The sequence below is a fragment of the Stenotrophomonas sp. LARHCG68 genome, assembly GCF_052871705.1.
Window position 1 is genome coordinate 154,630 of the sequence record NZ_JBIXJV010000006.1, and the last position, 23,493, is coordinate 178,122.

General features: G+C 67.6%; 24 protein-coding genes. 23 read left to right on the plus strand and 1 reads right to left on the minus strand.

Going from position 1 to position 23,493, the window contains the following annotated elements:
- Positions 1-46: 46 nt before the first annotated feature.
- Positions 47-691, minus strand: a complete 645-nt coding sequence (gene flgA / locus ACIPR8_RS17215) for a flagellar basal body P-ring formation chaperone FlgA (protein WP_446541814.1) — start codon at positions 689-691, stop codon at positions 47-49.
- Between the two features lie 110 nt (positions 692-801).
- On the opposite strand from flgA, the gene ACIPR8_RS17220 reads away from it, so the two are divergent.
- The 23 genes from ACIPR8_RS17220 (at position 802) to ACIPR8_RS17330 (ending at position 23,470) form a co-directional block, all read left to right on the plus strand.
- Positions 802-1,746 (plus strand): chemotaxis protein, encoded by a 945-nt coding sequence (locus tag ACIPR8_RS17220; RefSeq protein WP_132863500.1) that lies wholly within the window; start codon positions 802-804, stop codon positions 1,744-1,746.
- Between the two features lie 191 nt (positions 1,747-1,937).
- A complete protein-coding gene (gene flgB / locus ACIPR8_RS17225; protein WP_132863498.1) occupies positions 1,938-2,336 on the plus strand; it encodes a flagellar basal body rod protein FlgB in 399 nt (132 codons plus the stop codon).
- A gap of 11 nt (positions 2,337-2,347) precedes the next feature.
- The gene (gene flgC / locus ACIPR8_RS17230; protein ID WP_192285801.1) at positions 2,348-2,755 is read left to right on the plus strand and encodes a flagellar basal body rod protein FlgC; all 408 of its coding nucleotides are present in this window, start codon (positions 2,348-2,350) and stop codon (positions 2,753-2,755) included.
- Positions 2,756-2,781: 26 nt separating this feature from the next.
- The gene (locus tag ACIPR8_RS17235; RefSeq protein ID WP_132863495.1) at positions 2,782-3,453 is read left to right on the plus strand and encodes a flagellar hook capping FlgD N-terminal domain-containing protein; all 672 of its coding nucleotides are present in this window, start codon (positions 2,782-2,784) and stop codon (positions 3,451-3,453) included.
- Positions 3,454-3,482: 29 nt separating this feature from the next.
- Positions 3,483-4,703 carry a flagellar hook protein FlgE gene (flgE, locus tag ACIPR8_RS17240; RefSeq protein ID WP_192285803.1) on the plus strand — a complete coding sequence of 407 codons (1,221 nt, stop codon included), beginning with the start codon at positions 3,483-3,485 and terminating at the stop codon, positions 4,701-4,703.
- A 134-nt stretch (positions 4,704-4,837) separates the two neighbouring features.
- Positions 4,838-5,587: a flagellar basal body rod protein FlgF gene (locus tag ACIPR8_RS17245; RefSeq protein WP_132863492.1), complete on the plus strand. Its 750-nt coding sequence runs from the start codon at positions 4,838-4,840 to the stop codon at positions 5,585-5,587.
- Between the two features lie 258 nt (positions 5,588-5,845).
- Positions 5,846-6,631 (plus strand): flagellar basal-body rod protein FlgG, encoded by a 786-nt coding sequence (gene flgG, locus ACIPR8_RS17250; RefSeq protein WP_132863491.1) that lies wholly within the window; start codon positions 5,846-5,848, stop codon positions 6,629-6,631.
- Positions 6,632-6,654: 23 nt separating this feature from the next.
- The gene (gene flgH / locus ACIPR8_RS17255) at positions 6,655-7,344 is read left to right on the plus strand and encodes a flagellar basal body L-ring protein FlgH (protein WP_446541815.1); all 690 of its coding nucleotides are present in this window, start codon (positions 6,655-6,657) and stop codon (positions 7,342-7,344) included.
- 8 nt (positions 7,345-7,352) lie between these two features.
- Positions 7,353-8,465 carry a flagellar basal body P-ring protein FlgI gene (locus ACIPR8_RS17260; protein ID WP_225591547.1) on the plus strand — a complete coding sequence of 371 codons (1,113 nt, stop codon included), beginning with the start codon at positions 7,353-7,355 and terminating at the stop codon, positions 8,463-8,465.
- A gap of 1 nt (position 8,466) precedes the next feature.
- Positions 8,467-9,657: a flagellar assembly peptidoglycan hydrolase FlgJ gene (flgJ, locus tag ACIPR8_RS17265; RefSeq protein ID WP_446541816.1), complete on the plus strand. Its 1,191-nt coding sequence runs from the start codon at positions 8,467-8,469 to the stop codon at positions 9,655-9,657.
- Between the two features lie 11 nt (positions 9,658-9,668).
- Positions 9,669-11,546, plus strand: coding sequence for a flagellar hook-associated protein FlgK (gene flgK / locus ACIPR8_RS17270; protein WP_446541817.1), 1,878 nt, complete (start codon positions 9,669-9,671; stop codon positions 11,544-11,546).
- Positions 11,546-12,748: a flagellar hook-associated protein FlgL gene (flgL, locus tag ACIPR8_RS17275; RefSeq protein ID WP_446541818.1), complete on the plus strand. Its 1,203-nt coding sequence runs from the start codon at positions 11,546-11,548 to the stop codon at positions 12,746-12,748. The genes flgK and flgL overlap by 1 nt, the downstream gene beginning before the upstream one ends.
- A 79-nt stretch (positions 12,749-12,827) precedes the next feature.
- Entirely contained in the window at positions 12,828-14,042 is a 1,215-nt protein-coding gene (locus ACIPR8_RS17280) for a flagellin (protein ID WP_132863483.1), read from the plus strand.
- A 274-nt stretch (positions 14,043-14,316) separates the two neighbouring features.
- On the plus strand, positions 14,317-15,549 hold the full coding sequence (locus tag ACIPR8_RS17285; RefSeq protein ID WP_192285809.1) for a flagellin: 1,233 nt from the start codon (positions 14,317-14,319) through the stop codon (positions 15,547-15,549).
- Between the two features lie 229 nt (positions 15,550-15,778).
- Positions 15,779-17,143, plus strand: coding sequence for a flagellar filament capping protein FliD (gene fliD, locus ACIPR8_RS17290; RefSeq protein WP_323439069.1), 1,365 nt, complete (start codon positions 15,779-15,781; stop codon positions 17,141-17,143).
- A gap of 90 nt (positions 17,144-17,233) precedes the next feature.
- Entirely contained in the window at positions 17,234-17,653 is a 420-nt protein-coding gene (gene fliS / locus ACIPR8_RS17295; RefSeq protein ID WP_323439068.1) for a flagellar export chaperone FliS, read from the plus strand.
- Positions 17,654-17,657: 4 nt separating this feature from the next.
- On the plus strand, positions 17,658-17,969 hold the full coding sequence (locus ACIPR8_RS17300; RefSeq protein ID WP_192285813.1) for a hypothetical protein: 312 nt from the start codon (positions 17,658-17,660) through the stop codon (positions 17,967-17,969).
- On the plus strand, positions 17,966-18,532 hold the full coding sequence (locus tag ACIPR8_RS17305; RefSeq protein WP_446541819.1) for a PilZ domain-containing protein: 567 nt from the start codon (positions 17,966-17,968) through the stop codon (positions 18,530-18,532). The genes ACIPR8_RS17300 and ACIPR8_RS17305 overlap by 4 nt, the downstream gene beginning before the upstream one ends.
- 78 nt (positions 18,533-18,610) lie before the next feature.
- Positions 18,611-19,243, plus strand: a complete 633-nt coding sequence (locus ACIPR8_RS17310) for a response regulator (protein ID WP_446541820.1) — start codon at positions 18,611-18,613, stop codon at positions 19,241-19,243.
- Between the two features lie 263 nt (positions 19,244-19,506).
- The gene (rpoN, locus tag ACIPR8_RS17315; protein WP_446541821.1) at positions 19,507-20,916 is read left to right on the plus strand and encodes an RNA polymerase factor sigma-54; all 1,410 of its coding nucleotides are present in this window, start codon (positions 19,507-19,509) and stop codon (positions 20,914-20,916) included.
- Between the two features lie 13 nt (positions 20,917-20,929).
- The gene (locus ACIPR8_RS17320) at positions 20,930-21,310 is read left to right on the plus strand and encodes a response regulator (RefSeq protein ID WP_192285818.1); all 381 of its coding nucleotides are present in this window, start codon (positions 20,930-20,932) and stop codon (positions 21,308-21,310) included.
- Positions 21,303-22,760 carry a sigma-54 dependent transcriptional regulator gene (locus tag ACIPR8_RS17325; RefSeq protein WP_446541822.1) on the plus strand — a complete coding sequence of 486 codons (1,458 nt, stop codon included), beginning with the start codon at positions 21,303-21,305 and terminating at the stop codon, positions 22,758-22,760. The genes ACIPR8_RS17320 and ACIPR8_RS17325 overlap by 8 nt, the downstream gene beginning before the upstream one ends.
- 5 nt (positions 22,761-22,765) lie before the next feature.
- Positions 22,766-23,470, plus strand: a complete 705-nt coding sequence (locus ACIPR8_RS17330; protein ID WP_313255944.1) for an acyltransferase — start codon at positions 22,766-22,768, stop codon at positions 23,468-23,470.
- Positions 23,471-23,493: the final 23 nt, after the last annotated feature.

The following is a 23,493-nucleotide window of genomic DNA, read 5'->3' on the forward strand; positions in this document are numbered from 1 at the left end:
GGTTCGAAAACGATAACGGCAGCGGCCGGGGGTTCTTTAGGGAAATTTACCGGCTGACCAGCACATCGCCGGCCGCCGTGGTGACACCCTGCATCACTCGGCGTGAAGACAGGTTCTCGACCGATACCCGCTCGCCCTCGCCGGCGTCGCCCAGGGCACGGCCCGCCATCCGGACTTCCACCCCGCCCCGCCGCGAGACCAGGGCGACGCTGTCGCCCCGACGGACGATCCGCTGGGCCACCAGGTCGCTGGACGAGAGCAGGCTGCCGGCACTCAAGGTGCGCCGCGCAACCCGCCCCACCGCCAGTTCAGGCGCCGAGAGTACCGCGCCGGCGATCCGCGCGGTGTCGCGCCGGACCGTACTGATATCGGCCGCGGCCAGGGTTTCTCCAGCAGCCACGCCGCGTGCCAGCACCAGCACCGCCTGCTCGCGGCGCACCTTGACCGGCACGAACAGGCGCCAGCCACCGGCGTCCGGGCAACTCACTTCCACCGTGGTGTTGGCCGTGGCCTGGGCCCGCAACCCCTGCGCGCAGCGCGGCATGCGCAGGCCGGCGTCGACCCCAGCCTCGCCCTGCTCCCCGGTCGCCAGGGTCGACAACGCCGCCGCACGGATGCTCTCCACCGGCTGGAACTCGGTGGCAAGGGCACTCAGCGGCAGCAGCAGGCTGGCCAACAGGAACAGGCGCATGGATCTGGGCTCCGGACAAACGACTCCAGCCCGGTCACAGGCAAGCGGCGTGCCAGAACCCGGCCCAGGCCGGCCTCAAGTTGTCCCCGACCCGCGCCGATACAGGCTGCATGTCACAAGACCTGCTCAATCGCATCGACCAGCGCACCCGGCTGGCCGGCCACAATCGCCTCGCGCTGCTGCTGTTCCGCCTTGGCGGCCGTCAGCTTTTTGGCGTGAACGTGTTCAAGGTGCAGGAAGTGCTGCGGCGCCCGGCGTTGTTCCAGGTGCCCGGCCTTCCCGGCCAGTTCGCCGGCGTGGCCGACGTGCGCGGGCGCTCGGTGCCGGTGTTGGACCTGGGCCTGGCGATCGGCCACCCCGAGCGGGAGCCGGAAGCCGATACTGCCCCGGGCTACCTGGTGGTCACCGAATTCAACCGCTCGGTGCAGGGCTTCCTGGTCAGCGGCGTGGAGCGGATCGTCAACATCGCGGTGGAGGACATCCAGCCGCCGCCGGAGCTGGGTGCCGAGTCCACCTACCTGACCGCGGTGACGCGCTTTCAGGGCGAGCTGATCCAGGTCATCGACGTGGAAAGCGTGCTGGCCGACATTGCCCAGGTCCGCGGCGAAGCCGTGCTGGATCCATCGATGGCGCTGCCGGCCGACGCACCGCCGATGCAGGTACTGGTCGTGGATGACTCGCGCGTGGCCCGCCAGCAGATCCGCAGCGTGCTGGACCAACTGGGGGTCACCGCCACCCTGCTGTCCGACGGCAAGCAGGCGCTGGAGCACCTGCTGCAGATCCAGGCCGCCGGCGAAGACCCGGCGCAACGCTATGCCATGGTCATCTCCGACATCGAGATGCCGGCCATGGACGGCTACACGCTGACGACGGAAATCCGCCGCCATCCAGGCCTGTCGGGCCTGTACGTGCTGCTGCACACGTCCTTGTCCGGCGTATTCAACAACGCCATGGTCGAGCGCGTCGGGGCCAACGCCTTCGTCGCCAAGTACAGCCCGCACGAACTGGCCGACTTCGTGCTGCAGCGCCTCCGGCACGTAGCTGAAGCGGCCTGAGCCGGGGCCGGAAGCGCGCCCCCTGCCGCCCTTCGGGCACCTTCCCCCGCTGGCGGGGGAAGGGAACGGTTTCCTGCCTTTCCCCGCAACCTGGCTGACCTGCTGCCCGCCAGGTGACTGAGGCGGGCCGAGCCGGGCGTTCTGGCACGCGGCTTGCAGCTCCCCCGGCAACGTTCCGTGGGAGCCACCACATGGCCAACCTGATTTCCGACTATCTGGGCATCCATGCCCAGGCCATGCCGTTGCGCGAGCAGCGCATGAAGCTGATCGCCAGCAACCTGAGCAATGCCGACACGCCGGGGTACAAGGCGCGTGACATCGACTTCGATGCCGCCCTGCGCCACGCCCAGGGCATGGCCGGCAATGGCCAGCTGGCCGCCACGGCCGAACAGCACTACGCCATCGGCGGGGACGGGCTGAATCCGTTCCAGATCACCCGCGAGGCGGCCCAGCCCAGCCTGGATGGCAACACCGTCGATCCCGACGCCGAGCGCGCCGCCTACGGCCGCGCCGCGCTGGAATACCGCGCCTCGCTGAGCTTCGTCGAATCGAAGGTGCGCACGATGCTCACCGCCATCACCGGCCAGTAAGGAACGATGCCATGAGCAACCTGCCGATCTTCGACATCGCCGGCTCCGCGCTGCAGGCGCAGTCGGTGCGCATGAGCACCATCGCCTCCAACCTGGCCAACGCCGATTCCATCGCCGGTTCGCCGGAGGCGGTGTACAAGCCGCTGGAACCGGTGTTCCAGGCCGTGACCAGCCGCACCGATCCCAACCTCACCGGCGTGCAGGTCAAGGAAGTCACGCAGAGCGATGCGGCCCCGATCAAGCGGTATGAACCCAACCACCCGCTGGCCGACGGCGACGGTTACGTCTACTCCCCCGACGTCGATCCGGTGGCGCAGATGGTCAACCTGATCTCGACCTCCCGCAACTACCAGGCCGGCGTGGAGATGCTCAGCACCGCCAAGGAACTGGCCCTGGCCACGCTGACGATGGGCCGTTGACGCCCGCCCAACCGGAACCCACCGACATGACCACCAGCGTCTCCTCCGATATCTACGGCTCGCTCGGCCTGAACGCCACGGCCAATGCCAAGACCAAGAAGAACGACAGCCTCGACCAGGCCGACTTCCTGAAGCTGATGACCACCCAGCTGCAGCACCAGGACCCGACCAAGCCGATGGACAACAGCCAGATGGTGTCGCAGATGGCCCAGCTGTCCACCGTGCAGGGCATCACCGACCTGAACACCACCGTCAAGACCTTCCAGTCGGCGATGTCCAGCGACCAGATCCTCAAGGGCGCCTCGCTGGTCGGCCACGAGGTGATGGTGCCTTCGACCAAGTTCAGCCTCGAAGGCGAAGGGGGTACCAGCGGCACCGTGGCGGCCCCATCGGCCGGCACCGTCACCGTCGAGATCACCGATGCGAACGGCCAGAAGGTCACCACGCTGAGTGTGCCGGCCGACGCCGCCGGCGAAGTCAACTTCCAGTGGGACGGCACCGACGCCAGCGGCAACCGCATGCCCGCCGGCAGCTACACCATCGCCGCCACCCACTCGGACAGCAGCGGCGCCTCGACCAAGCTGAACACCTACGTGCAGGCCGAGGTGGAAAGCGTGACCGTCGGTTCCGACGGCCTCTACCTGAACCTCAAGGGCCTGGGCACTGCCCCGCTCGACTACGTGCTCCGCGTCAGCTGAGCCCCCCGAACCCGCCAGGAGTTACCACCATGGGCTTCAACGTATCGCTGTCCGGCATCAACGCCGCCAACGCCGACCTGAACGTCACCGCCAACAACATCGCCAACGTCAACACCACCGGCTTCAAGGAGTCGCGTGCGGAGTTCGCCGACCTGTTCAACTCGACCAGCTACGGGCTTTCGCGCAATGCGATTGGTTCGGGCGTGCGCCTGAGTGGCGTGGCGCAGCAGTTCTCGCAGGGCAACATCGACCAGACCGGGCGCAGCCTGGACATGGCCATCGAGGGCGAAGGCTTCTTCACGCTGAGCATGAACGGCACGCGCGTGTACTCGCGCGCCGGCAATTTCCAGACCGACAAGAGCGGCTATGTCGTCAACCCGCAGGGCGCACGCCTTCAGGTCTACGCGCCGAGCGCCGATGGCACCCGCTTCGACGGCACGCTGACCGACCTGCAGGTGCTGGCCACCGACAGCGCGCCCAAGCAGACCGGCCTGGTCAACCTGGCCTTCACCCTGCCGGCCAACGCCAGCGAACCGACCATCGCAACGTTCGACCCGAGCAACTCCAACAGCTACAACCAGTCCACCGGTGGCGTGACCGTGTACGACTCGCTGGGCGTCAGCCACACCCAGACGTCCTACTTCGTCAAGGGTGCCAACGCCAACGAGTGGCAGGTCTACAACTATGTCGACGGCCAGTCCGTCGGTGCGCCGACCACGCTGGAGTTCTCCAACAGCGGTGCGCTGCTGAATCCGGCCAACGGCCAGATCACGCTGGATCCGTTCACGCCCGCCACCGGCGCCGGCGTGCTCAACCTGACCTTGGACGTGAGCGGCTCCACGCAGTACGGCGAGAAGTTCGCGCTACGCGACACCCGCCAGGACGGCTACGCCTCGGGCAAGCTGACCGAAATCAGCATCGACACCACCGGCGTGGTCTACGCGCGTTACTCCAACGGTGCCGACACCGCGCTCGGCCAGGTTGCCCTGACCAACTTCAACAACCCGCAGGGCCTGCAGAGCATGGGCAACAACGTGTGGACCGAGACCAATGCGTCCGGCATCGCACGCACCGGCGCACCGGACACCTCCGACCTGGGCCAGATCCAGTCCGGCTCGCTGGAAGCGTCCACCGTCGACCTGACCGAACAGCTGGTCAACATGATCGTGGCTCAGCGCAACTTCCAGGCCAATGCGCAGATGGTCTCGACGCAGGACCAGATCACGCAGACCGTCATCAACATCCGCTAACCGCCGGATCGGGAACAGGACGTGGTGGTGGGTTGAGGGCCTCAGGTATCGCCTGGAGCCACCGCCCACCCGCCTTTTCCCGTTGCCGGTGACGCACCGCCTCCCCTTCCCTACTTCCTGTTCCCTGCCCCCAAATGGACAAAGCCCTTTACGTTGCCATGACCGGCGCCCGCGCCTCGCTGCAGGCGCAGGGGACCGTGTCGCACAACCTGGCCAATGCCGACACGCCGGGCTTCAAGGAAGCGCTGGCCAACACCGAGGCATTCCGCATCCAGGGCCCGGGTTACGCTTCGCGCGTGGACGCACTGCACGTGGATGCCGGCTTCAATCGTCGCATCGGCGCGCAGCAGATCACCGGCAACGCGCTGGATCTTTCGCTGCAGCCGGGCAGCTGGCTTGCGGTGCAGTCCAACGACGGCAGTGAGGCGTACACCCGCGCTGGCGCGTTGTCGATGACGCCCAACGGCCAACTGGTCACCGCCGAAGGCAACACCGTACTCGACGACAACGGCAACCCGATCGCCATTCCGCCGCACCAGGCGATGGAGATCGGCCACGACGGCACCGTGTCGATCATCCCGTTGGGCGAAGGCCCGCAGACGATGGCGATGATCGGACGATTGAAGGTCGTCGAGGCGCCCGACGAACGCCTGGCCCGCGGCCTGGACGGGCTGATGCGCAACACCGACCCCACCCAGCCCTTCGCGCAACGCCAGGGCAAGGCGCTGGACAGCGGCATGCTGGAATCCAGCAACGTCGATGCCGCCGGCGCGCTGGTGCAGATGATCCAGCTGCAGCGCCAGTTCGAAATGCAGGTGAAGGTCATCAAGCACGGCGACGAGAACGCGCGCAGCGCGAACACCCTGCTGCGCTTGAACGGTTGATCGGGCCATTGGCTCCTGCGGCCGGGATCTGATCCCGGCCGCAGTCGATCACGTCGTCGTTGTTCCCTGTCGCCCGGGCGCGCAGATCGCGTCCGGGCGTTTTCATGCGTGCGGTTCGGCGGCTTCCTGCTTCGCGGCCCGGGCCGCTGCCACCGGCGATCTGCTCGCGACGGCATCCCGTCGCCGGTTTTGGCACGGCCCATGCATTGAACCTGGCAAGGGCCGCATCGGCCGGCATCAGCAGCAGAGGAACGCGTCATGAATCAGGCATTGTGGGTCGCCAAGACCGGGCTGGATGCGCAGCAGACGCGCATGTCCGTGGTCTCCAACAACCTGGCCAACACCAACACCACCGGCTTCAAGCGCGACCGTGCCAGCTTCGAGGACCTGCTTTACCAGCAGGTTCGCCAGCCCGGCGGTTCCTCTTCTGCGCAGACCCAGCTGCCCACCGGCCTGCAGCTGGGCACCGGTGTGCGCGTGGTCGCCACGTCCAAGAACTTCGACCAGGGCACGCAGCAGCAGACCGGCAAGGCGCTGGATGTGATGGTCAATGGTCGTGGCTTCTTCGAGGTGATGATGCCCGACGGCACCTCCGCCTACACGCGCGACGGCAGCTTCCAGATCAACGCGCAGGGGGAGCTGGTCACCAACAGCGGCTACCCGGTGCAGCCGGGCATCCAGGTTCCCGAGGGCACCCAATCGTTGACCATCGGCAGCGACGGCACCATCAGCGTGAAGATGGCCGGCGAGGCCGCATCGGTGGAGATCGGCTCGCTGACGTTGACTGATTTCATCAACCCGGCGGGCCTGCAGGCCAAGGGCGAGAACCTGTACGTGGAGACCACGGCCTCCGGGCCGGCGCAGAACGGCACGCCCGGCCTCAACGGGCTGGGCACCGTGGTGCAGGGCGCACTGGAAGGCAGCAACGTCAACGTGGTGGAAGAGCTGGTGGCGATGATCGAGACCCAGCGCGCCTACGAGATGAACGCCAAGGCCATCTCCACCACCGACGCCATGCTCGGCTACCTCAACAGCAACGTCTGACCGGTCGCCACAGGATCAATGCCATGAGCCGCACCCCATTCTTCCGTCAGCTTCCCGTCGCCTTGTGCGCCGTGCTCAGCGCCGGCTGCACGCTGGCCGGCGACGTGCGCCCCTACGCGCCGATGGCGCCGATCCAGCCGGTCATCGCCCCCTCCGCGACCCCCACCGCCGGCGCCATCTATGCCGCCGGCCCGGGACTGAACCTGTACGGCGACCGGCGTGCACGTGACGTCGGCGACCTGCTGACCATCACCCTGATCGAGAACACCACCGCCACCACCACGGCCAGCACCGCCATCCAGAAGGATTCCAAGCTGGACGTCGGCACGCCGACCCTGTTCGGTGCCCCGGTCACGCTGGGCGGCAAGGACATCCTAGGGGCCTCGGCGGAAAGCTCGCGCGACTTCAACGGCAAGGGCAACAGCGCGCAGAGCAACCGCCTGCAAGGCAGCCTGACGGTGACCGTCATCCAGCGCCTGCCCAACGGCAACCTGGTGGTGCAGGGCCAGAAGAACCTGCGCCTGAACCAGGGCGATGAACTGGTGCAGATCCAGGGCGTGGTCCGCGCCGCCGACATCGCGCCGGACAACACCATCGCCTCAAGCAAGGTCGCCGATGCACGCATCGCCTACGGCGGTCGCGGCGCGGTTGCCCAGTCCAACGCCATGGGCTGGCTGGGCCGCTTCTTCAACTCCGCCTTCGCGCTGTTCTGAGCATGACCATGCGAACCGTTTCCCTCTTCCGTTGCCTGCTCCTCACCCTGGTGGTGGGCTGTGCCCTGCCCGCCCACGCCGAACGCATCAAGGACCTGGCGCAGGTCGGCGGCGTGCGCGGCAATGCCCTGGTCGGCTACGGCCTGGTCGTCGGCCTGGACGGCAGCGGCGACCGCACCAGCCAGGCCCCGTTCACCGTGCAGAGCCTGAAGAACCTGCTGGGCGAGCTGGGCGTCAACGTGCCGGCCAACGTCAACCCGCAGTTGAAGAACGTCGCCGCGGTGGCGATCCACGCCGAACTGCCGCCGTTCGCCAAGCCCGGCCAGACCATCGACATCACCGTGTCCTCGGTGGGCAACGCGGTCTCCCTGCGTGGTGGCTCGCTGCTGATGGCGCCGCTGAAGGGTGCCGACGGCCAGGTCTATGCGATCGCGCAGGGCAACCTGGTGGTGGGCGGCTTCGGCGCACAGGGCAAGGACGGCTCACGCGTGTCGGTGAACATTCCCAGCGTTGGGCGCGTGCCCAACGGCGCCACGGTCGAACGCGCCCTGCCCGATGTGTTCGGTGCTTCCGGGGAGATCACCCTGAACCTGCACCAGAACGATTTCACCACCGTCTCGCGCATGGTCAGCGCCTTGAACGCCACCTTTGGCGAAGGCGCGGCGCGCGCGGTCGACGGCGTCACCGTGGCGGTGCAGGCCCCTACCGATCCGGGCGCGCGCATCGGCATGCTGGCGCGCATCGAGAACGTGGAACTGTCGCCCGGCACCGCGCCGGCGCGCGTAGTGGTCAACTCCCGCACCGGCACCGTGGTCATCGGCTCGCAGGTGCGCGTCAGCCCGGCGGCGATCTCGCACGGTTCCTTGACGGTGACCGTCAGCGAATCGACCCAGGTCAGCCAGCCCAATGCGTTCGGCAACGGCCAGACCGTCGCCAGCCCGCAATCGACCATCACCGCCAGCAACGAAGGCAGCCGCATGTTCCGCTTCGACGGCGGCGCGACGCTGGACGAAATCGTGCGAGCCGTGAACGAGGTGGGTGCGGCACCGGGTGACCTGATCGCCATCCTGGAAGCCCTCAAGCAGGCCGGTGCATTGAGCGCCGATCTCGAGGTCATCTGACATGCGTATCGCTCCTGCGCCGTTCGAGCTGAACCCGGCCACGGCCAACGATCCGGCCAAGATCGACAAGGTCGCGCGCCAGCTGGAAGGCCAGTTCGCGCAGATGTTGATCAAGAGCATGCGCGAGGCCAGCTTCGGCGACTCGCTGTTCCCCGGCGAGAACCAGATGTTCCGCGAGATGTACGACCAGCGCATCGCCGAGGCGATGACGCGGGGGCGCGGCCTGGGCCTGTCGGCGATGATCGCAAGGCAGTTGGGCGGCGGACAGCAGGCCACCGCGGCGCCGGTGGATCCGGCGATCACGCCTGCCGCGGCGGCACGCGCCTACCAGTTGGCCGCACCGGACATCCGCCCGCCTGCCCTGCCCTTGCAGCCCGGCCCCGGCGAAGACCCGTTCGCCGCGCTCGACGCCAGCGAACGCGCCGCCTATCTTGCCCCGCAATCGCAGGCGTTGGACCTGATCGCCGGGCGTGACACCGGCGAGCTGCACGCAGCGTTGGGCAGCGCCCATCCGTACGACGGCAGCGGCATGCCGGCGCAGGCCGAATGGACAATCGCCGATGACCGCTGGAGCGCGGTGACCGCCGCCGAACGCGGTGACGCCGTGGACACGACGCAGGCCAACCTGGCCGCCAGCAGCCTGGGCACGCATACGCCGGAAGGGTTCGTCGCCAGCATCTGGCCGCACGCGCAGCGTGCCGCGCAGGAGCTGGGCGTGAACCCACGCGCCCTGGTCGCTCAGGCGGCATTGGAGACCGGCTGGGGCAAGCGCCACATCAAGCGGGAGAACGGCCAGAGCAGCCACAACCTGTTCGGGATCAAGGCCACCGGCTGGAGCGGTGAGCGTGCCAGCGCCGGCACGCATGAGTACGTGGACGGACAGCGCCGCTCCGAACGCGCCAGCTTCCGTGCCTATGGCTCGGTGGCCGACAGCTTCAACGACTACGTGCGAATGCTGAAGAACAGCCCGCGCTACCAGGCCGCGTTGAAGGCCGGCAGCGACGTGCGTGGTTTTGCACAGGGCTTGCAGCGTGCCGGTTATGCGACCGACCCGTCCTACGCCGCCAAGATCGCCGCCATTGCCGCCGGCCCGACCATCGACCGCGCGGTCGGTGCGATTGCCGAGGTCGGCAACCGCTTCGGCCAGACCCTCGCTTCCGCCGCCGGGTTGACCGGCCTCACCCGTCGTTGAGATAGACGTCCATGTCCAGTGTTCTTTCCACCAGCACCAGTGCCCTGATCGCGTTCCAGCGCGCCCTGGCAACGGTCAGCAACAACGTCGCCAACATCAAGACCGACGGATACAGCCGGCAGACCGTGGACTTCGCCACGGCGCCCTCGGTCAACGTCGGCTATGGCGATGTGGGCACCGGTACCCGCATCGTGGACATCCGTCGCGTCGCCGACCAGCTCGCCATCTCGCGGCTGCTGGACAGCAGCGGCGAACTGGCGCGGCTGGAAAAGCTGTCCACGCTGTCCGATCGCGTCGATGCGCTGCTCTCCGATACCGCAACCAACGTCACCGGGGTCTGGTCCAAGTTCTTCGATGCCGTCAACGGCCTGTCCTCCAACGCTGCGGCCACCACCGAACGCCGCGACATGCTCGACAGCGCGTCCACCCTGGTCGATCGCTTCAAGCAGCTCAACAACAGCCTGGACAGCCTCAACAGCGAGGTGAACAACGGGCTGCTGGCCGCGACCACCGAGGTCAACCGGCTGGCCGCCGAGATCGCCCAGCTCAATGGTGCGATCGGCAGCAAGGGCAATGCCGCCGCGCCGGACCTGCTGGACCGCCGCGACCAGCTGATCACCCAGCTGGTCGGCTACACCGGGGGTACGGCGGTGATCCAGGATGGCGGCATCACCAATGTCTATTCGGCCGGTGGCCAGGCGCTGGTGGTCGGCTCGACCGCCTCGCAGATCACCACCGCAGCCGACCCCTACCAGCCCGAGCGCCTGCAGCTGGCGATCAAGACCCAGGGCATGACCATCGTGCTGGATGGCAATGCGCTCGGTGGCCAGATCGGCGGCATGCTCGAGTTCCGCGACCGCGTCCTCACCCCTGCCCAGAATGAACTGGGCAGGATCGCCGTCGGCATGGCCATCACGTTCAACCAGGCCCACGCCGAGGGCATGGACCTGTACGGGGACATGGGCACGGACTTCTTCAACCTGGGCACGCCCAAGGTGAGCGCGCACAGCGGCAATACCGGCAGCGCCACCCTGACCGCCAGTTATGGCGACCTGGCCGCCCTGGATGGCCAGAACATCCTGCTCAAGTACAACGGCACCGGTTGGGAGGCCACCCGCGCCGACACCGGTGCCAGCGTCGCCATGACCGGCACCGGCACCGCCGCCGACCCGTTCGTTGTCAATGGCGTGCGCTTCGAGGTGGGCGGTACCCCGGGATTGAATGATCGCTTCCTGCTGCAGCCCACCGGCGCGGCGATCACCGGCTTATCGGTGGCCATCACCGATCCCTCGCGCATCGCCGCGGCCAACCCGGTCAAGGCCGGAGCGGACCTGGCCAACACCGGCACCGGCGTGCTGGGCAAGCTGGATGTGCTCGACGCCTCCGACCCGGCCCTGCTCAACCCCGCCAGCATCGAGTTCATCGACGCCAACCAGTACACCATCGACGGCGCCGGTCCCTTCACCTACACGCCAGGCCAGGCCATCAGCGCGAACGGCTGGAGCCTGGTGCTGGACGGCAAGCCCGCCGCTGGCGACACCTTCACCATCGGCAAGACCGGCCCCGGCTCCAGTGACAACGGCAACGCCTCGCGCCTGGCCGGCGTGGAGGATGCCAAGGCGCTCAGCGGCGGCACCGTCACCCTCAACGGCGCCCTCGGTGGCCTGACCACCCAGGTCGGTGCGGCGGCACGTTCGGCCGAATACTCGCTGCAGGCCCAGCAGGTCATCAACGACAACGCGCAGGCCGCGCGCGACTCGGTGTCCGGGGTGAACCTGGATGAGGAAGCGGCCGACATGCTCCGCCTGCAACAGGCTTACCAGGCTGCTTCGCAGCTGATCTCCACGGCAGAAAACATGTTCCAGACAATCCTCAGGGCGGTGGGCTGATGAATACCCGCATCTCCAGCAGCATGATCTACGACCGCTCGGTGGCGCTGATGCAATCCAAGCAGAGCAAGCTGTCGCACCTGGAGCAGCAGCTCTCCACCGGCAGCAAGATCGTCACCGCCAAGGACGACCCGGTCGGCGCCGGTACCGCGGTCGGCATGGACCGCATGCTGGCCGAACTGGAAAAGCTCGGCGCCAACGCCAACACCGTCCAGAACCGGCTGGGCCTGCAGGAGAACGCCCTGGCCCAGGCCGGCGAACTGCTGCAGCGCGTCTCCGACCTGACCATCCAGGCCAACAACGCCTCGCTGTCCAGCGATGACCGCAAGGCTGTCTCCAGCGAGCTGAAGTCGATCAAGCAACAGATGCTGGCGCTGGCCAACACCACCGACGGCAATGGCCGCTACCTGTTCGGCGGGGCCTCCGATGGCGATGCCCCGTTCACGCTCAGCAATGGCGTGGTCACCTACAACGGCGACCAGATCCAGCGCAAGGTCGAAGTGGCGCCGGGCACGTTCGTCAGCGACGCGCAGCCCGGCAGCGAGATCTTCCTGCGCATCCGCACCGGCGATGGGACGGTCGACGGCAGCGCTGCGGCCACCAACACCGGCAAGGGCGTGCTCACCGACCTGAGCCGCGACGGTTCCGGCAGTTGGGACGGCAGCAGCTATACCGTTCGCTTCACCGCCGCCGACAGCTACGAGATCGTCGACGCGAGCAACACCGTGGTCAGCACCGGCACGTACACCAGCGGCGACGACATCACCTTCGGGGGGCTGCGCATGCGCATCGAGGGCGAGCCGGCGGCGGGCGACGAGTTCAGCGCCGGGCAGGCCCAGAGCCGCGACGTGTTCTCCACCATCGACCGGCTGGTGCAGGCACTGGACATGGACGTGTCCACCGAAGCCGGCCGTACCGCGCAGCAGAACGGGCTGCAGGCGAGCCTGCGTGATGTCTCGCGCGCGGCCGAGTTGATGATCGATGCACGCGCCGCCGGCGGCGCGCAGCTGAAGACCATCGACGACGCCGCCTCGCTGCGCGAGGCCAACACCGTCACCCTGAAAAGCTCGCTGTCGCAGTTGCGCGACGTCGATTACGCCGAGGCCATCGGGCAATACAAGCTCGAGGGTGCGGCGCTCCAGGCGGCCCAGACCATCTTCACCCAGATGCAGTCGATGTCGCTGTTCAACATGATCCGCTGACCCACCTGACGGCAGCCGCACTGCCAAACCGAATCACCGCATCGCCTGATGCAGGCATAGAACACAACGGAGAAGTCCCATGGCACAAGTCATCAACACCAACATCATGTCGCTGAACGCCCAGCGCAACCTGAACACCAGCGGCACCAGCCTGGCGACCAGCATCCAGCGCCTGTCCTCGGGCCTGCGCATCAACAGTGCAAAGGATGATGCGGCCGGCCTGGCCATCTCCGAGCGCTTCACCACCCAGATCCGTGGCCTGGACGTGGCCGTGCGCAATGCCAATGACGGCATCTCGCTGGCCCAGACCGCCGAAGGCGCGATGGTGGAGATCGGCAACAACCTGCAGCGCATCCGCGAGCTGGCCGTGCAGTCGGCCAACGCCACCAACTCCGATACCGACCGCGAAGCGCTGAACGCCGAAGTGCGCCAGCTGCTCTCGGAGGTCGACCGCGTCGCCAACCAGACCAACTTCAACGGCACCAAGCTGCTGGATGGCAGCTTCGCCGGGGCCCTGTTCCAGGTCGGCGCCGACGCCGGCCAGACCATCGGCATCAACAGCATCGTCGACGTCAACACCGACACCATCGGCACGGCCGGCTTCGCCGGTGACATGACCGGCATCGGCGCGGTGCCCTCGGCCGCCTCCGGCACCGCCGTCGGCAAGGTCTCCGGGATCACCATCAGCGTCCAGGCCGCCGGTGCCAGCAGCGCCACCCAGATCAAGATCGACGACATCAAGGTCGACGTGGGTGACACCGCCGCCGACATCAACCGCAAGCTCACCCAGGCCATCAACGACAAGCTGGACCAGACCGGCCTGTACGCCTCGGTGGACGGCACCACCGGCGAGCTCACCTTCCAGTCGCTCAAGGCCGGCCAGACCATCACCGCCGCCAACCTCGGCACGCTGACCGGCGGCACCGGCCTGACCTACACCGGCGGTGCCTTGACGGTGCCGACCACCATGTCCACCCAGCATGCCGAGGACCTGGACATCCGCGACTTCACCGGCGCGCAGCGCGCACTGGAGATCGTCGACAAGGCCCTGACCGCGGTCAGCAACTCGCGTGCGGAGATGGGCGCGATCCAGAACCGCTTCACCTCCACCATCGCCAACCTCACCACCACCTCGGAAAACCTGTCGGCCTCGCGCAGCCGCATCCGCGACACCGATTACGCCAAGGAAACCGCCGAGCTGACCCGCACGCAGATCCTGCAGCAGGCCGGTACCGCCATGCTGGCACAGGCCAACCAGCAGCCGCAGAGCGTGCTGAGCCTGCTGCAGCAGTAACCGTTGCAGCGAGGCAAACAGAAAAGGCCCCGGCATGCCGGGGCCTTTTCGTTGGGGGCGACCATGCCGGGGCACCCGCTTGCCGGCGCTGCCGGCTGCTTTTCCGGCGCCCTGCCCGGCGGAAAAAAAACCTTGTCGTCGGGGCCTAAAGCTGCCGGGGTGTGTGCCGTTATTGATATCAGCAGCGGTACTGCGGCGCCCTACGCCACCCCCACTGCATCCAGTACCGGTCAGGTTGAGCTGCCGGATCAAACGCCAAAAAGGAATCCGAATCATGGCACAAGTCATCAACACCAACATCATGTCGCTCAATGCTCAGCGCAACCTGAACACCAGCGGCACCAGCCTGGCCACCTCGATTCAGCGCCTGTCCTCGGGCCTGCGCATCAACAGCGCCAAGGACGACGCCGCCGGCCTGGCGATCTCCGAGCGCTTCACCACCCAGATCCGCGGCCTGGACGTTGCCACCCGCAACGCCAACGACGGCATCTCGCTGGCCCAGACCGCCGAAGGCGCGATGGTCGAGATCGGCAACAACCTGCAGCGTATCCGCGAGCTGGCCGTGCAGTCGTCCAATGCCACCAACTCGACCACCGACCGCGAAGCGCTGAATTCGGAAGTGAACCAGCTGCTGAAGGAAATCGACCGCGTCGCCAACCAGACCAACTTCAACGGCACCAAGCTGCTGGACGGCAGCTTCTCCGGCGCGCTGTTCCAGGTCGGCGCCGACTCCGGCCAGACCATCGGCATCAACAGCATCGTCGACTCGAACATCGACACCCTGGGCAAGATGAACTTCGCCGCCGACACCACCGCCGTCAGCGTGGTTGCCTCCGGCGCCGCCGCCACCGCCGCGGGCAAGATCTCCGGCATCAAGGTCAGCGTGCAGGCCGTTGGCGCGAGCAGCGCCAAGGACATCACCATCGAGGACGTGAAGTTCGAAGCCGGTGAAAGCACCACCTCCATCAACAAGAAGGTGGCTGCCGCCATCAACGACAAGATGGACCAGAGCGGCGTCTACGCCGAAGTCGACAGCAACGGCGCGATCAGCCTGAAGGCGGTCAAGGGCAACCAGTTCACCACCGGCTTCACCTTCGGCACCATCAGCCCGGCCACCACCGGCCAGACGACCGGCCTGACCTCCGGCGGCACCGCCTTCACCGCCCAGGACGCCACCGCCGTGTCCAGCCAGAAGGTCGCCGGCACCCTGGACATCTCCACCTTCATCGGTGCCCAGCAGGCGCTGGAAGTGGTCGACAAGGCCCTGACCGCGGTCAACAGCTCGCGCGCCGACATGGGTGCGATCCAGAACCGCTTCAGCTCGACCATCTCCAACCTGTCCACCACCTCGGAAAACCTGTCGGCCTCGCGCAGCCGCATCCGCGACACCGACTACGCCAAGGAAACCGCCGAGCTGACCCGCACGCAGATCCTGCAGCAGGCCGGCACCGCGATGCTCTCCCAGGCCAACAGCTCCACCCAGAACGTGCTGAGCCTGCTGGGCTGATCCCCGCCGGTGCCGCCGCAAGGCGGCACCGGAGGCAGCAACAACGCAGACCCCCGCCGCAAGGCGGGGGTTTGTGCGTTGGCGGCGCCTGGGGCCGGCCTGCGGCAACGGCACGCCACTTGCATCCACACGGGGAGCCCTGCGCGCGCCCGCCTAAAGAAACGGCCCGGGCGTGCCGATACCGAGGATGCCTGTACGGGCGTCCGCACGCCACGACCAAGGAAACTACATGGCCTCCTCATCCCTCGCTGCCGTCGGCTCCGGACTGGACATCCCGACCCTCGTCGCCCAGCTCGTGGCTGCCGAGCGCAAGCCGGCCGAGACCCGCATCAACAACCAGGGCACGAAGGCGACCACCCAGCTGTCGGCGCTGGGCAACATCAAGAACTCGCTGAGCAGCCTGCAGTCGGCGCTGGAAGCGATGGCCAAGAGCGCCACCAACGGCGCCTACAAGACCAGCATCAGCGACACCGCCACCAGCTTCAGCGCCACGGTGGTGACCGACTCCAACGGCAAGACCAGCGCCACCGCCGGCACCTACGAGGTCGAAGTGGTGCGGCTGGCGCAGAGCCAGAAGCTCAGCTCCGGCGCGTTCGGCGCCGATGCCAAGGTGGGCGACGGAAAGCTGACGTTCGCCTGGGGCGAAGAAACGCTGGACGTGGACATCGCCGAGGGCAGCACGCTGACGCAGATCGCCGCCGCCATCAACAAGGCCGCTGGCGGCAAGGGGGTCAACGCCACCATCATCACCGCCAACGACGGCCAGCACCTGGTGATGAACGCGGTCAACGGCGGCACCGAAGGCGCACTGACGGTCACCGCCAGCGGCGGCAACGGCGGCCTGTCGGCACTGACCTGGGATGGCACCAGCGGCGGCATGACCGAGAACATCGCACCGGCCAACGCACTGGTGCGGGTGGACGGCTTCGAGCGCGAGTCCAGCAGCAACACCATCACCGACCTGCTGCCGGGCGTCACGCTCACCCTGAACAAGGCCGAGGAAGGCACCAAGCGCACGCTGACGGTGGCTGCGGACAACTCCGGCCTGAAGATCAACACCCAGGCCTTCGTTGCCGCGTACAACACCACGGTCGGCCTGCTCAAGAGCAGCAGCGCCTACGACGCCACCAACGACAAGGCCTCCGCGCTGACCGGTGACTCGCTGGTACGCGGCCTGCAGCAGCAGCTGCGCGGCGAAGCCAGCGCCAGCATGCTCGACCTCAAGGCCCTGGGCGTGACCGTCAACAAGGACGGCACCCTGGCCTTCAGCACCACCACGTTCGACGCCAAGGTCGCCGAGGACCCGTCCGCCGCCCGCAAGCTGCTGGGCAGCGACGGCTCGTTCACCTCCAGCTTAAGCGCCATGCTCAAGACCAACCTGGGCAGCAACGGCACGTTGACCCTGCGCACCAACTCGCTGACCAAGCAGATCAGCAAGCTGGAGAAGGACCTGGACGACCTGGATGCGCGGATGGAAAAGGTCTCCGCGCGGTATACCGCCCAGTTCACCGCCATGGACACGGTGGTGGCGAAGATGCAGAGCACCAGCGATTACCTCAGCCAGCAGATCAGCGCGCTCAACAAGAAGAGCTGACCGGCCGGCAGCGCCCTTCCCCACGCACACCAATACGACCACTTTTCGCCAGCGCCGGCCCGGCCATGACGAAGCCCCAAGGAGAACCCCATGTACGGTGCCAACCGCCACTATGCCGAGCAGTACCGCAAGGTCGGCGTCACCAGCCGCGTCGTCGACGCGGACCCGCACCGCCTTGTCGCCCTGCTGCTTGAAGGCGCGGGCGAGCGCATCCGTCGCGCCGAAGCCTGCCTGGCCAACGGCGACCAGGCATTGAAAGGCAAGGCGATCGGTGAAGCCTGTGCGATCATCGGGCACCTGAATGGTTCGCTGGACCACGAAGCCGGCGGCGAGATCGCCGGCAACCTGTCGGCCCTGTACGACTACGTCATGCAGCGCCTGACCGAAGCCAACCTCAACAACGACGCGGTACCGCTGCAGGAGTCGCTGTCGTTGATCGGCGAGATCGAGAGCGCATGGAACGCCATTCCCCAGGAACAGCGCACCCTGCCCACCGCACATGGAGCCTGATGCCATGAACAACGACGCGAGCGCCCTGCTGCAGGCGCTGCACGTGGACCTGGACCTGATCAAGAACGCGATCGAGGCCGAGGACCATGCCACCACCGAGCGCATCGTCGGCGAACACGACCAGCGCGTGCGCGACTACCTCCACGCCCATGGCGCCCACAGTGCTCCGCAGGCGCTGCAGAACCTGCTCGAACAGCAGCTCTCGCTGACCACGCGCATGCGCCAGCTGCGCGATGAAGCGGCCCAGTACCTGCGTGCCGAGCGGCAATCCACCCGCGCGGCGAACGCCTACCTGCAGGCCGGTACGCTGGCATGAGCCACGACGGCGCCGCCGCTGCCGAAGGCACCCTGTTCGACGATACGCTCAGCTGCGATGTCGTCCTGCCGGTGCAGTTCACGGCCGGAGCACGCGTCGCCCGTCCGGGCACCTCGGAGATGCTGCTGCGCAGCGTCGCGCTGGTCGAGGATTCGCGCAGCAGCGACGACGGCGACGAGCGCAGCGACACCAGCGCGCAGCTGCAGCGCCTGGAGGCCCGCATGGACCTGGCCCTGGTCCTGCTCGGCCGCCTGCTGCAGCAGGCCAACCCGGCCCTGCCAGTCCGGGCGGTGCGCTGGTCACGGCATGGCCTGCGCCTGGATCTCGGGCAAACCACCGCACTGGCACCCGGCAGCGCCGGGGTGATCCAGCTGCAGCCGGCCGACTGGCTGCCCGACCACATCGAACTGCCCGCCACCGTGCTGGCCGAGGCCCCCCATGAGGGCGGCAGCCGGTTGTGGCTGGGCTTCACCGGCCTGGGCGACAACCTGAACGCAGCGGTCGAACGGCACCTGTTCCGCCTGCATCGGCGGCAGATCGCCGACAGCCGCCGCAATCGTTGATTGCCCTCCTTTAGTTGACTGGCGTCACACGTCGCGCTCGGCTAAGGTGAGGGACTTATAGGGGGAAGACCGTTCCACGTGCGCGTTCTCATTGTCGATGACCACACCCTGGTCCGGGCGGGACTGAACCGGCTGCTGCAGAGCTTCGAAGGCGTGCAGGTGGTCGCCGAAGCCAGCGACGCCGCGCAGGCCCTGGACCTGGCCCTGCTGCACGTTCCCGACCTGATCCTGATGGACCTGTCGCTGCCGGGCCGTACCGGTCTGGAAGCCCTCAGTGACATCCGTGCCCGCCAGCCGCAGGCGCGGGTGGTGATGATGTCCATGCACGACGATGCCGGCCACGTCCGCGACGCCCTGGACCGCGGTGCGGTCGGCTTCGTGGTCAAGGACGCCGCTCCGGCCGAACTGGAGCTGGCACTGCGCGCCGCGCACGCCGGACAGGTGTTCCTGAGCCCGCACATCTCGGCCAAGATGCTGGCCCCGCTGATCAACCGCGAGCGGCCCACGGGCATCGCCACGCTGTCGCCACGGCAGAAGCAGATCCTGCGTCGGCTGGGCAGTGCCCAGACCACCAAGGAGATCGCCGCCGAGCTGGGCATCAGCGTCAAGACGGTGGAGACCCACCGCGCCCGCATGATGGAAGCGCTGGGCTGCCGGCGCGCGAATGACCTGTTGCTGTTCGCCGTGCGGCACGAGAAGGATCTTGGCTGACGTCAGGTCACTGACCGAGCATGTTCGTTGTCACAGATTCGAATTTCCGTCGCCACTTACTGGCACTTCGATAAGAATCAATGACCTATCCGGAATTCCGCGGCTCGTCGCGCCAGAAAAATGACGATTTGTAAGGTCTTCCCCTACACAAAGTGGGGTTAATCAGGACAGCCCTCAGGGCTTCCCTGATTTCAGCGTCGGCACTCCGCCACGCAAGATGCGTTCCACAACGCGGCCTTCACACAGCGCCGCCGGGGAATCGCATGAAAGCCACACTCTCTGCCCAGTTGGGCCAGCAGCTCCACCTCACGCCTGCCCTGCTGCAGTCGATCCGCCTGTTGCAGCTCAATGGCATGCAGCTGGAGCTGGAAGTCCGCCAGGCGCTGGAAAGCAATCCGTTGCTGGAGCTGCAGGACGAGCAGGAAGAGAGCCCGGCCACGGCCAATGGCAACGACGCGCAGGTGGAAACGGCCGCGTTCGACGAACTGCCGGAGAGCTCGATGTGGGACGTGGCCGGCGGCGGCTGGAATGACGGCGAGGATGACCGCATGGCGCGCATCGCCGCCGGTGAGTCCACCGACCCGCAGCTGCGCGTGCTCAATGCACTGGCCCTGGAGCTGGACGCATCCGACCTGGCCATCGCCAGCTTCTGGCTGGAGCACTGCGATGACGCCGGCTACCTGCAAGGCACCCTGGCCGAGCTGACCCGCCTGGCCAGTGCGCGCCTGGACCGCACCGCCAGCGACGTGGAAGCCGTGCGCCAGCGCCTGCTGCACGGCGAGCCGGCCGGCATGGCCGCGACCGACCTGCGCGAGTGCCTGCTAGCACAGTTGGCGGCGCTGCCCGGCGTGGTGCCGGCGCGCCACCTGGCCGCGCGCCTGCTCGATGCCGACCTGCAACTGCTGGCCAACCATGACTACGCCGCCCTGGCCGTCGTACTCGATGCCGAGCAGGACGACGTCCTCGAGGCGTTCCGGCTGATCCTGTCGCTGCAACCGCGGCCGGGGGACAGCCTGCAGCCGCAGCAGGACGCGGCCATCCTCCCCGACGTGGTGGCCTGGCACGCGGACGGGCAATGGCGCGTCGCGCTGAACCCCGCCACCACCCCGCGCATCGCCATCAACGCCGGCTACGAACGCGCCTTGGCCGACAACGGCAGCGAGGCCGCGCAGCCCTTGCGCGACATGCTGCAGGAAGCCCGCTGGCTGACCCGCGGCCTGTCCATGCGCTACGACACCCTGATCCGCACCGCCCGGGTGATCGTCGAGCGCCAGGCCGCGTTCCTGGTCCAGGGCGATGAAGCAATGGCGCCACTGACCCTGAAGGAAGTGGCCGACAGCATCGGCATGCACGAGTCCACGGTCTCGCGCATCACTTCCGGCAAGTACCTGCAGACGCCGCGCGGCACCTTCGAACTGAAGCATTTCTTCGCCGTCCGCCTGGAGGGCGCCAGCGTCTCCGGGCAGGCGGTCAAGGCCATGGTCAAGCGCCTGATCGACGCCGAGCCGGCCGGCCGGCCGCTGGCCGACGAGGCCATCGCGGGCCTGCTCTCGCGCCAGGGGGTAAACATCGCACGTCGTACCGTCGCAAAATACCGCGAACAACTCGACATCGCCCCGGCACGCGAACGCCGCCGCCAGGGCACCAAGCCGCTGCTGGCCCGCGTGGGCTGAACAAAGGAATTCCATGAGCAAGCTCACCGTACTGCTGGTTGATGACCACGAAGGCTTCATCAACGCCGCCATGCGCCACTTCCGCCGCATCGAATGGCTGGAAGTGATCGGCAGCGCCGCCAACGGCCTGCAGGCCATCGAACGCTCCGAGGCGCTGCGCCCGCGCGTGGTGCTGATGGACCTGGCCATGCCGGAGATGGGCGGGCTGCAGGCCACGCGCCTGATCAAGACCCAGGATGACGCGCCGTACATCGTCATCGCCAGCCACTTCGACGATTCCGAGCACCGCGAGCACGCCCTGCGCGCCGGCGCCGACAACTTCGTCAGCAAACTCTCTTACATCCAGGAAGTCATGCCGATCCTGGAGGCCCTCAAGGAGCAAGGCGATGAGTGAGTCACGCATCCTCGTCATCGATGCCGACGCGGTTCGCGCCGAGCGGACCCTGTCCCTGCTGGAGTTCATGGACTTCACCCCGCGCTGGGTCAGCGACGCGCAGGACATCGACACCAGCCGCCACCGCAGCAATGACTGGATGGCCGTGGTGGTCGGCACGCTGGAAGACGCCGACCTGGCCGCCGGCTTCTTCAACTGGCTGGCCGCCGCGCCGCTGCCGCCGCCGGTCCTGTTGGGCGAAGGTGACCCACTGGCGTTCTCGCGCCACTACGGCCTGCACGAAGCCAATGTCTGGCCGCTGGAACAGCCGATGCGCTTGGCGCAGGTGGAAGCCCTGCTGCGCCGTGCCAGCCTCAAGCGGCTGGACACCGAGCACCAATCCAGCGCCATCGACGACAACGGCCCGACCGGCACCAGCCCGGCCGTGACCGAGCTGCGCCAGCTGATCGAGCAGGTCGCCAACTTCGACACCACCGTACTGGTGCTGGGCGAATCGGGTACCGGCAAGGAAGTGGTCTCGCGCTCCATCCACCAGCGCTCACCGCGCCGTGATGGGCCGTTCGTGGCGATCAACTGCGGCGCGATCCCGCCGGACCTGCTCGAAAGCGAGCTGTTCGGCCACGAGAAAGGTGCCTTCACCGGTGCGCTGACCGCGCGCAAGGGCCGCTTCGAGATGGCCGAGGGTGGCACCTTGCTGCTGGACGAGATCGGCGACATGAGCCTGCCGATGCAGGTCAAGCTGCTGCGCGTGCTGCAGGAGCGCAGCTTCGAGCGTGTCGGTGGCAACCAGACCATCCGCTGCAACGTGCGGGTGATCGCCGCGACCCACCGTGACCTGGAAACGCGCATCAGCGAAGGCAAGTTCCGCGAGGACCTGTTCTACCGCCTGAACGTGTTCCCGATCGACGTGCCCGCGTTGCGCGAGCGTACCGCCGACATCCCGGCACTGGTGCAGACCATCGCGGCCCAGCTGGCCCGCACCGGCCGCGGCGAAGTCCGTTTCGCCGACGAGGCCCTGCTGGCGCTGGCCGGTTATCCCTGGCCGGGCAACGTGCGCGAACTGACCAACCTGGTCGAGCGCCTGGCGGTCCTGCACCCGGGCGGGCTGGTGCGCGTGCAGGACCTGCCCAGCCGCTACCGCGGCGACGGCACCATGGCGGCCTCGGCCAATCCGGTCGATGAGCCGGCGGTACAGGCGGTGCTGGCGGCAGCCCGTGCGCCGACCGCCACGCAGGCCAAGGCGGCGGCGTTCAAGCCGGCCAGCCTGCCCAGCGAGGGGCTGGACCTGCGCGACCACATGGCCGGCATCGAGCTGACCCTGATCAACGAGGCGCTGGAACGCACCCAGGGCGTGGTCGCCCATGCCGCCCAGCTGCTGGGCCTGCGCCGCACCACCCTGGTGGAGAAGCTGCGCAAGTACGGGATCGAGCGGGAACAGGTAGCAGACTGATCGTGATGGATTCCAGGCAAGCAACACTCGCCGCGCCCGAACGCAGTGAGCTGCGCGATGAACGTGGCAACCGCGTCATCGCGCCGGTCGGGCTGAACAGCCTGACCACCGTGTTCAAAGGCCACAACTGCACGCTGGAAATCGACCCGCGCGCGCGCCTGGTGAACACCGCCGTCGAGTTCCACGGCTCCAATGCACACTGCCGGATCGGCGCCGCCGGCCCCGCCGGCAGCCTGTCCGCGCTCATCCGCCTCGGTGAGGATTGCGTCATCACCATCGGTGCCGGGGTGACCACCACGGCGCGGACCTTCATCGCCACCAGCGAAGGCGGCCGGGTGACGGTGGGGGACGACTGCATGCTGGCCTCGGAAGTACAGCTGCGCGGTGACGATGCCCACCCCATCTTCGATATCCACACCGGCCTGCGCATCAACCCGGTCGAGGACATCGTCATCGGCGCCCATGTCTGGCTGGCGTTCGGAGTGTGCTGCCTGGGCGGTGCACGGATCGGCGATGGCAGCGTGATCGGCATGGACAGCGTGGTCACCGGGCCCATCCCGAACAACTGCGTGGCCGTGGGTACACCGGCACGGGTGGTGCGTCGCGACGTCGCCTGGGAACGTCCGCACCTGTCGATGGCGCAGCCGCCCTACAAGCCCGATGGGGACAGCGTCCCCCGCTCTGCCTACTGGAACGCCACCCGCGATTGAGGCCCACGGCACGGATCTTGCCT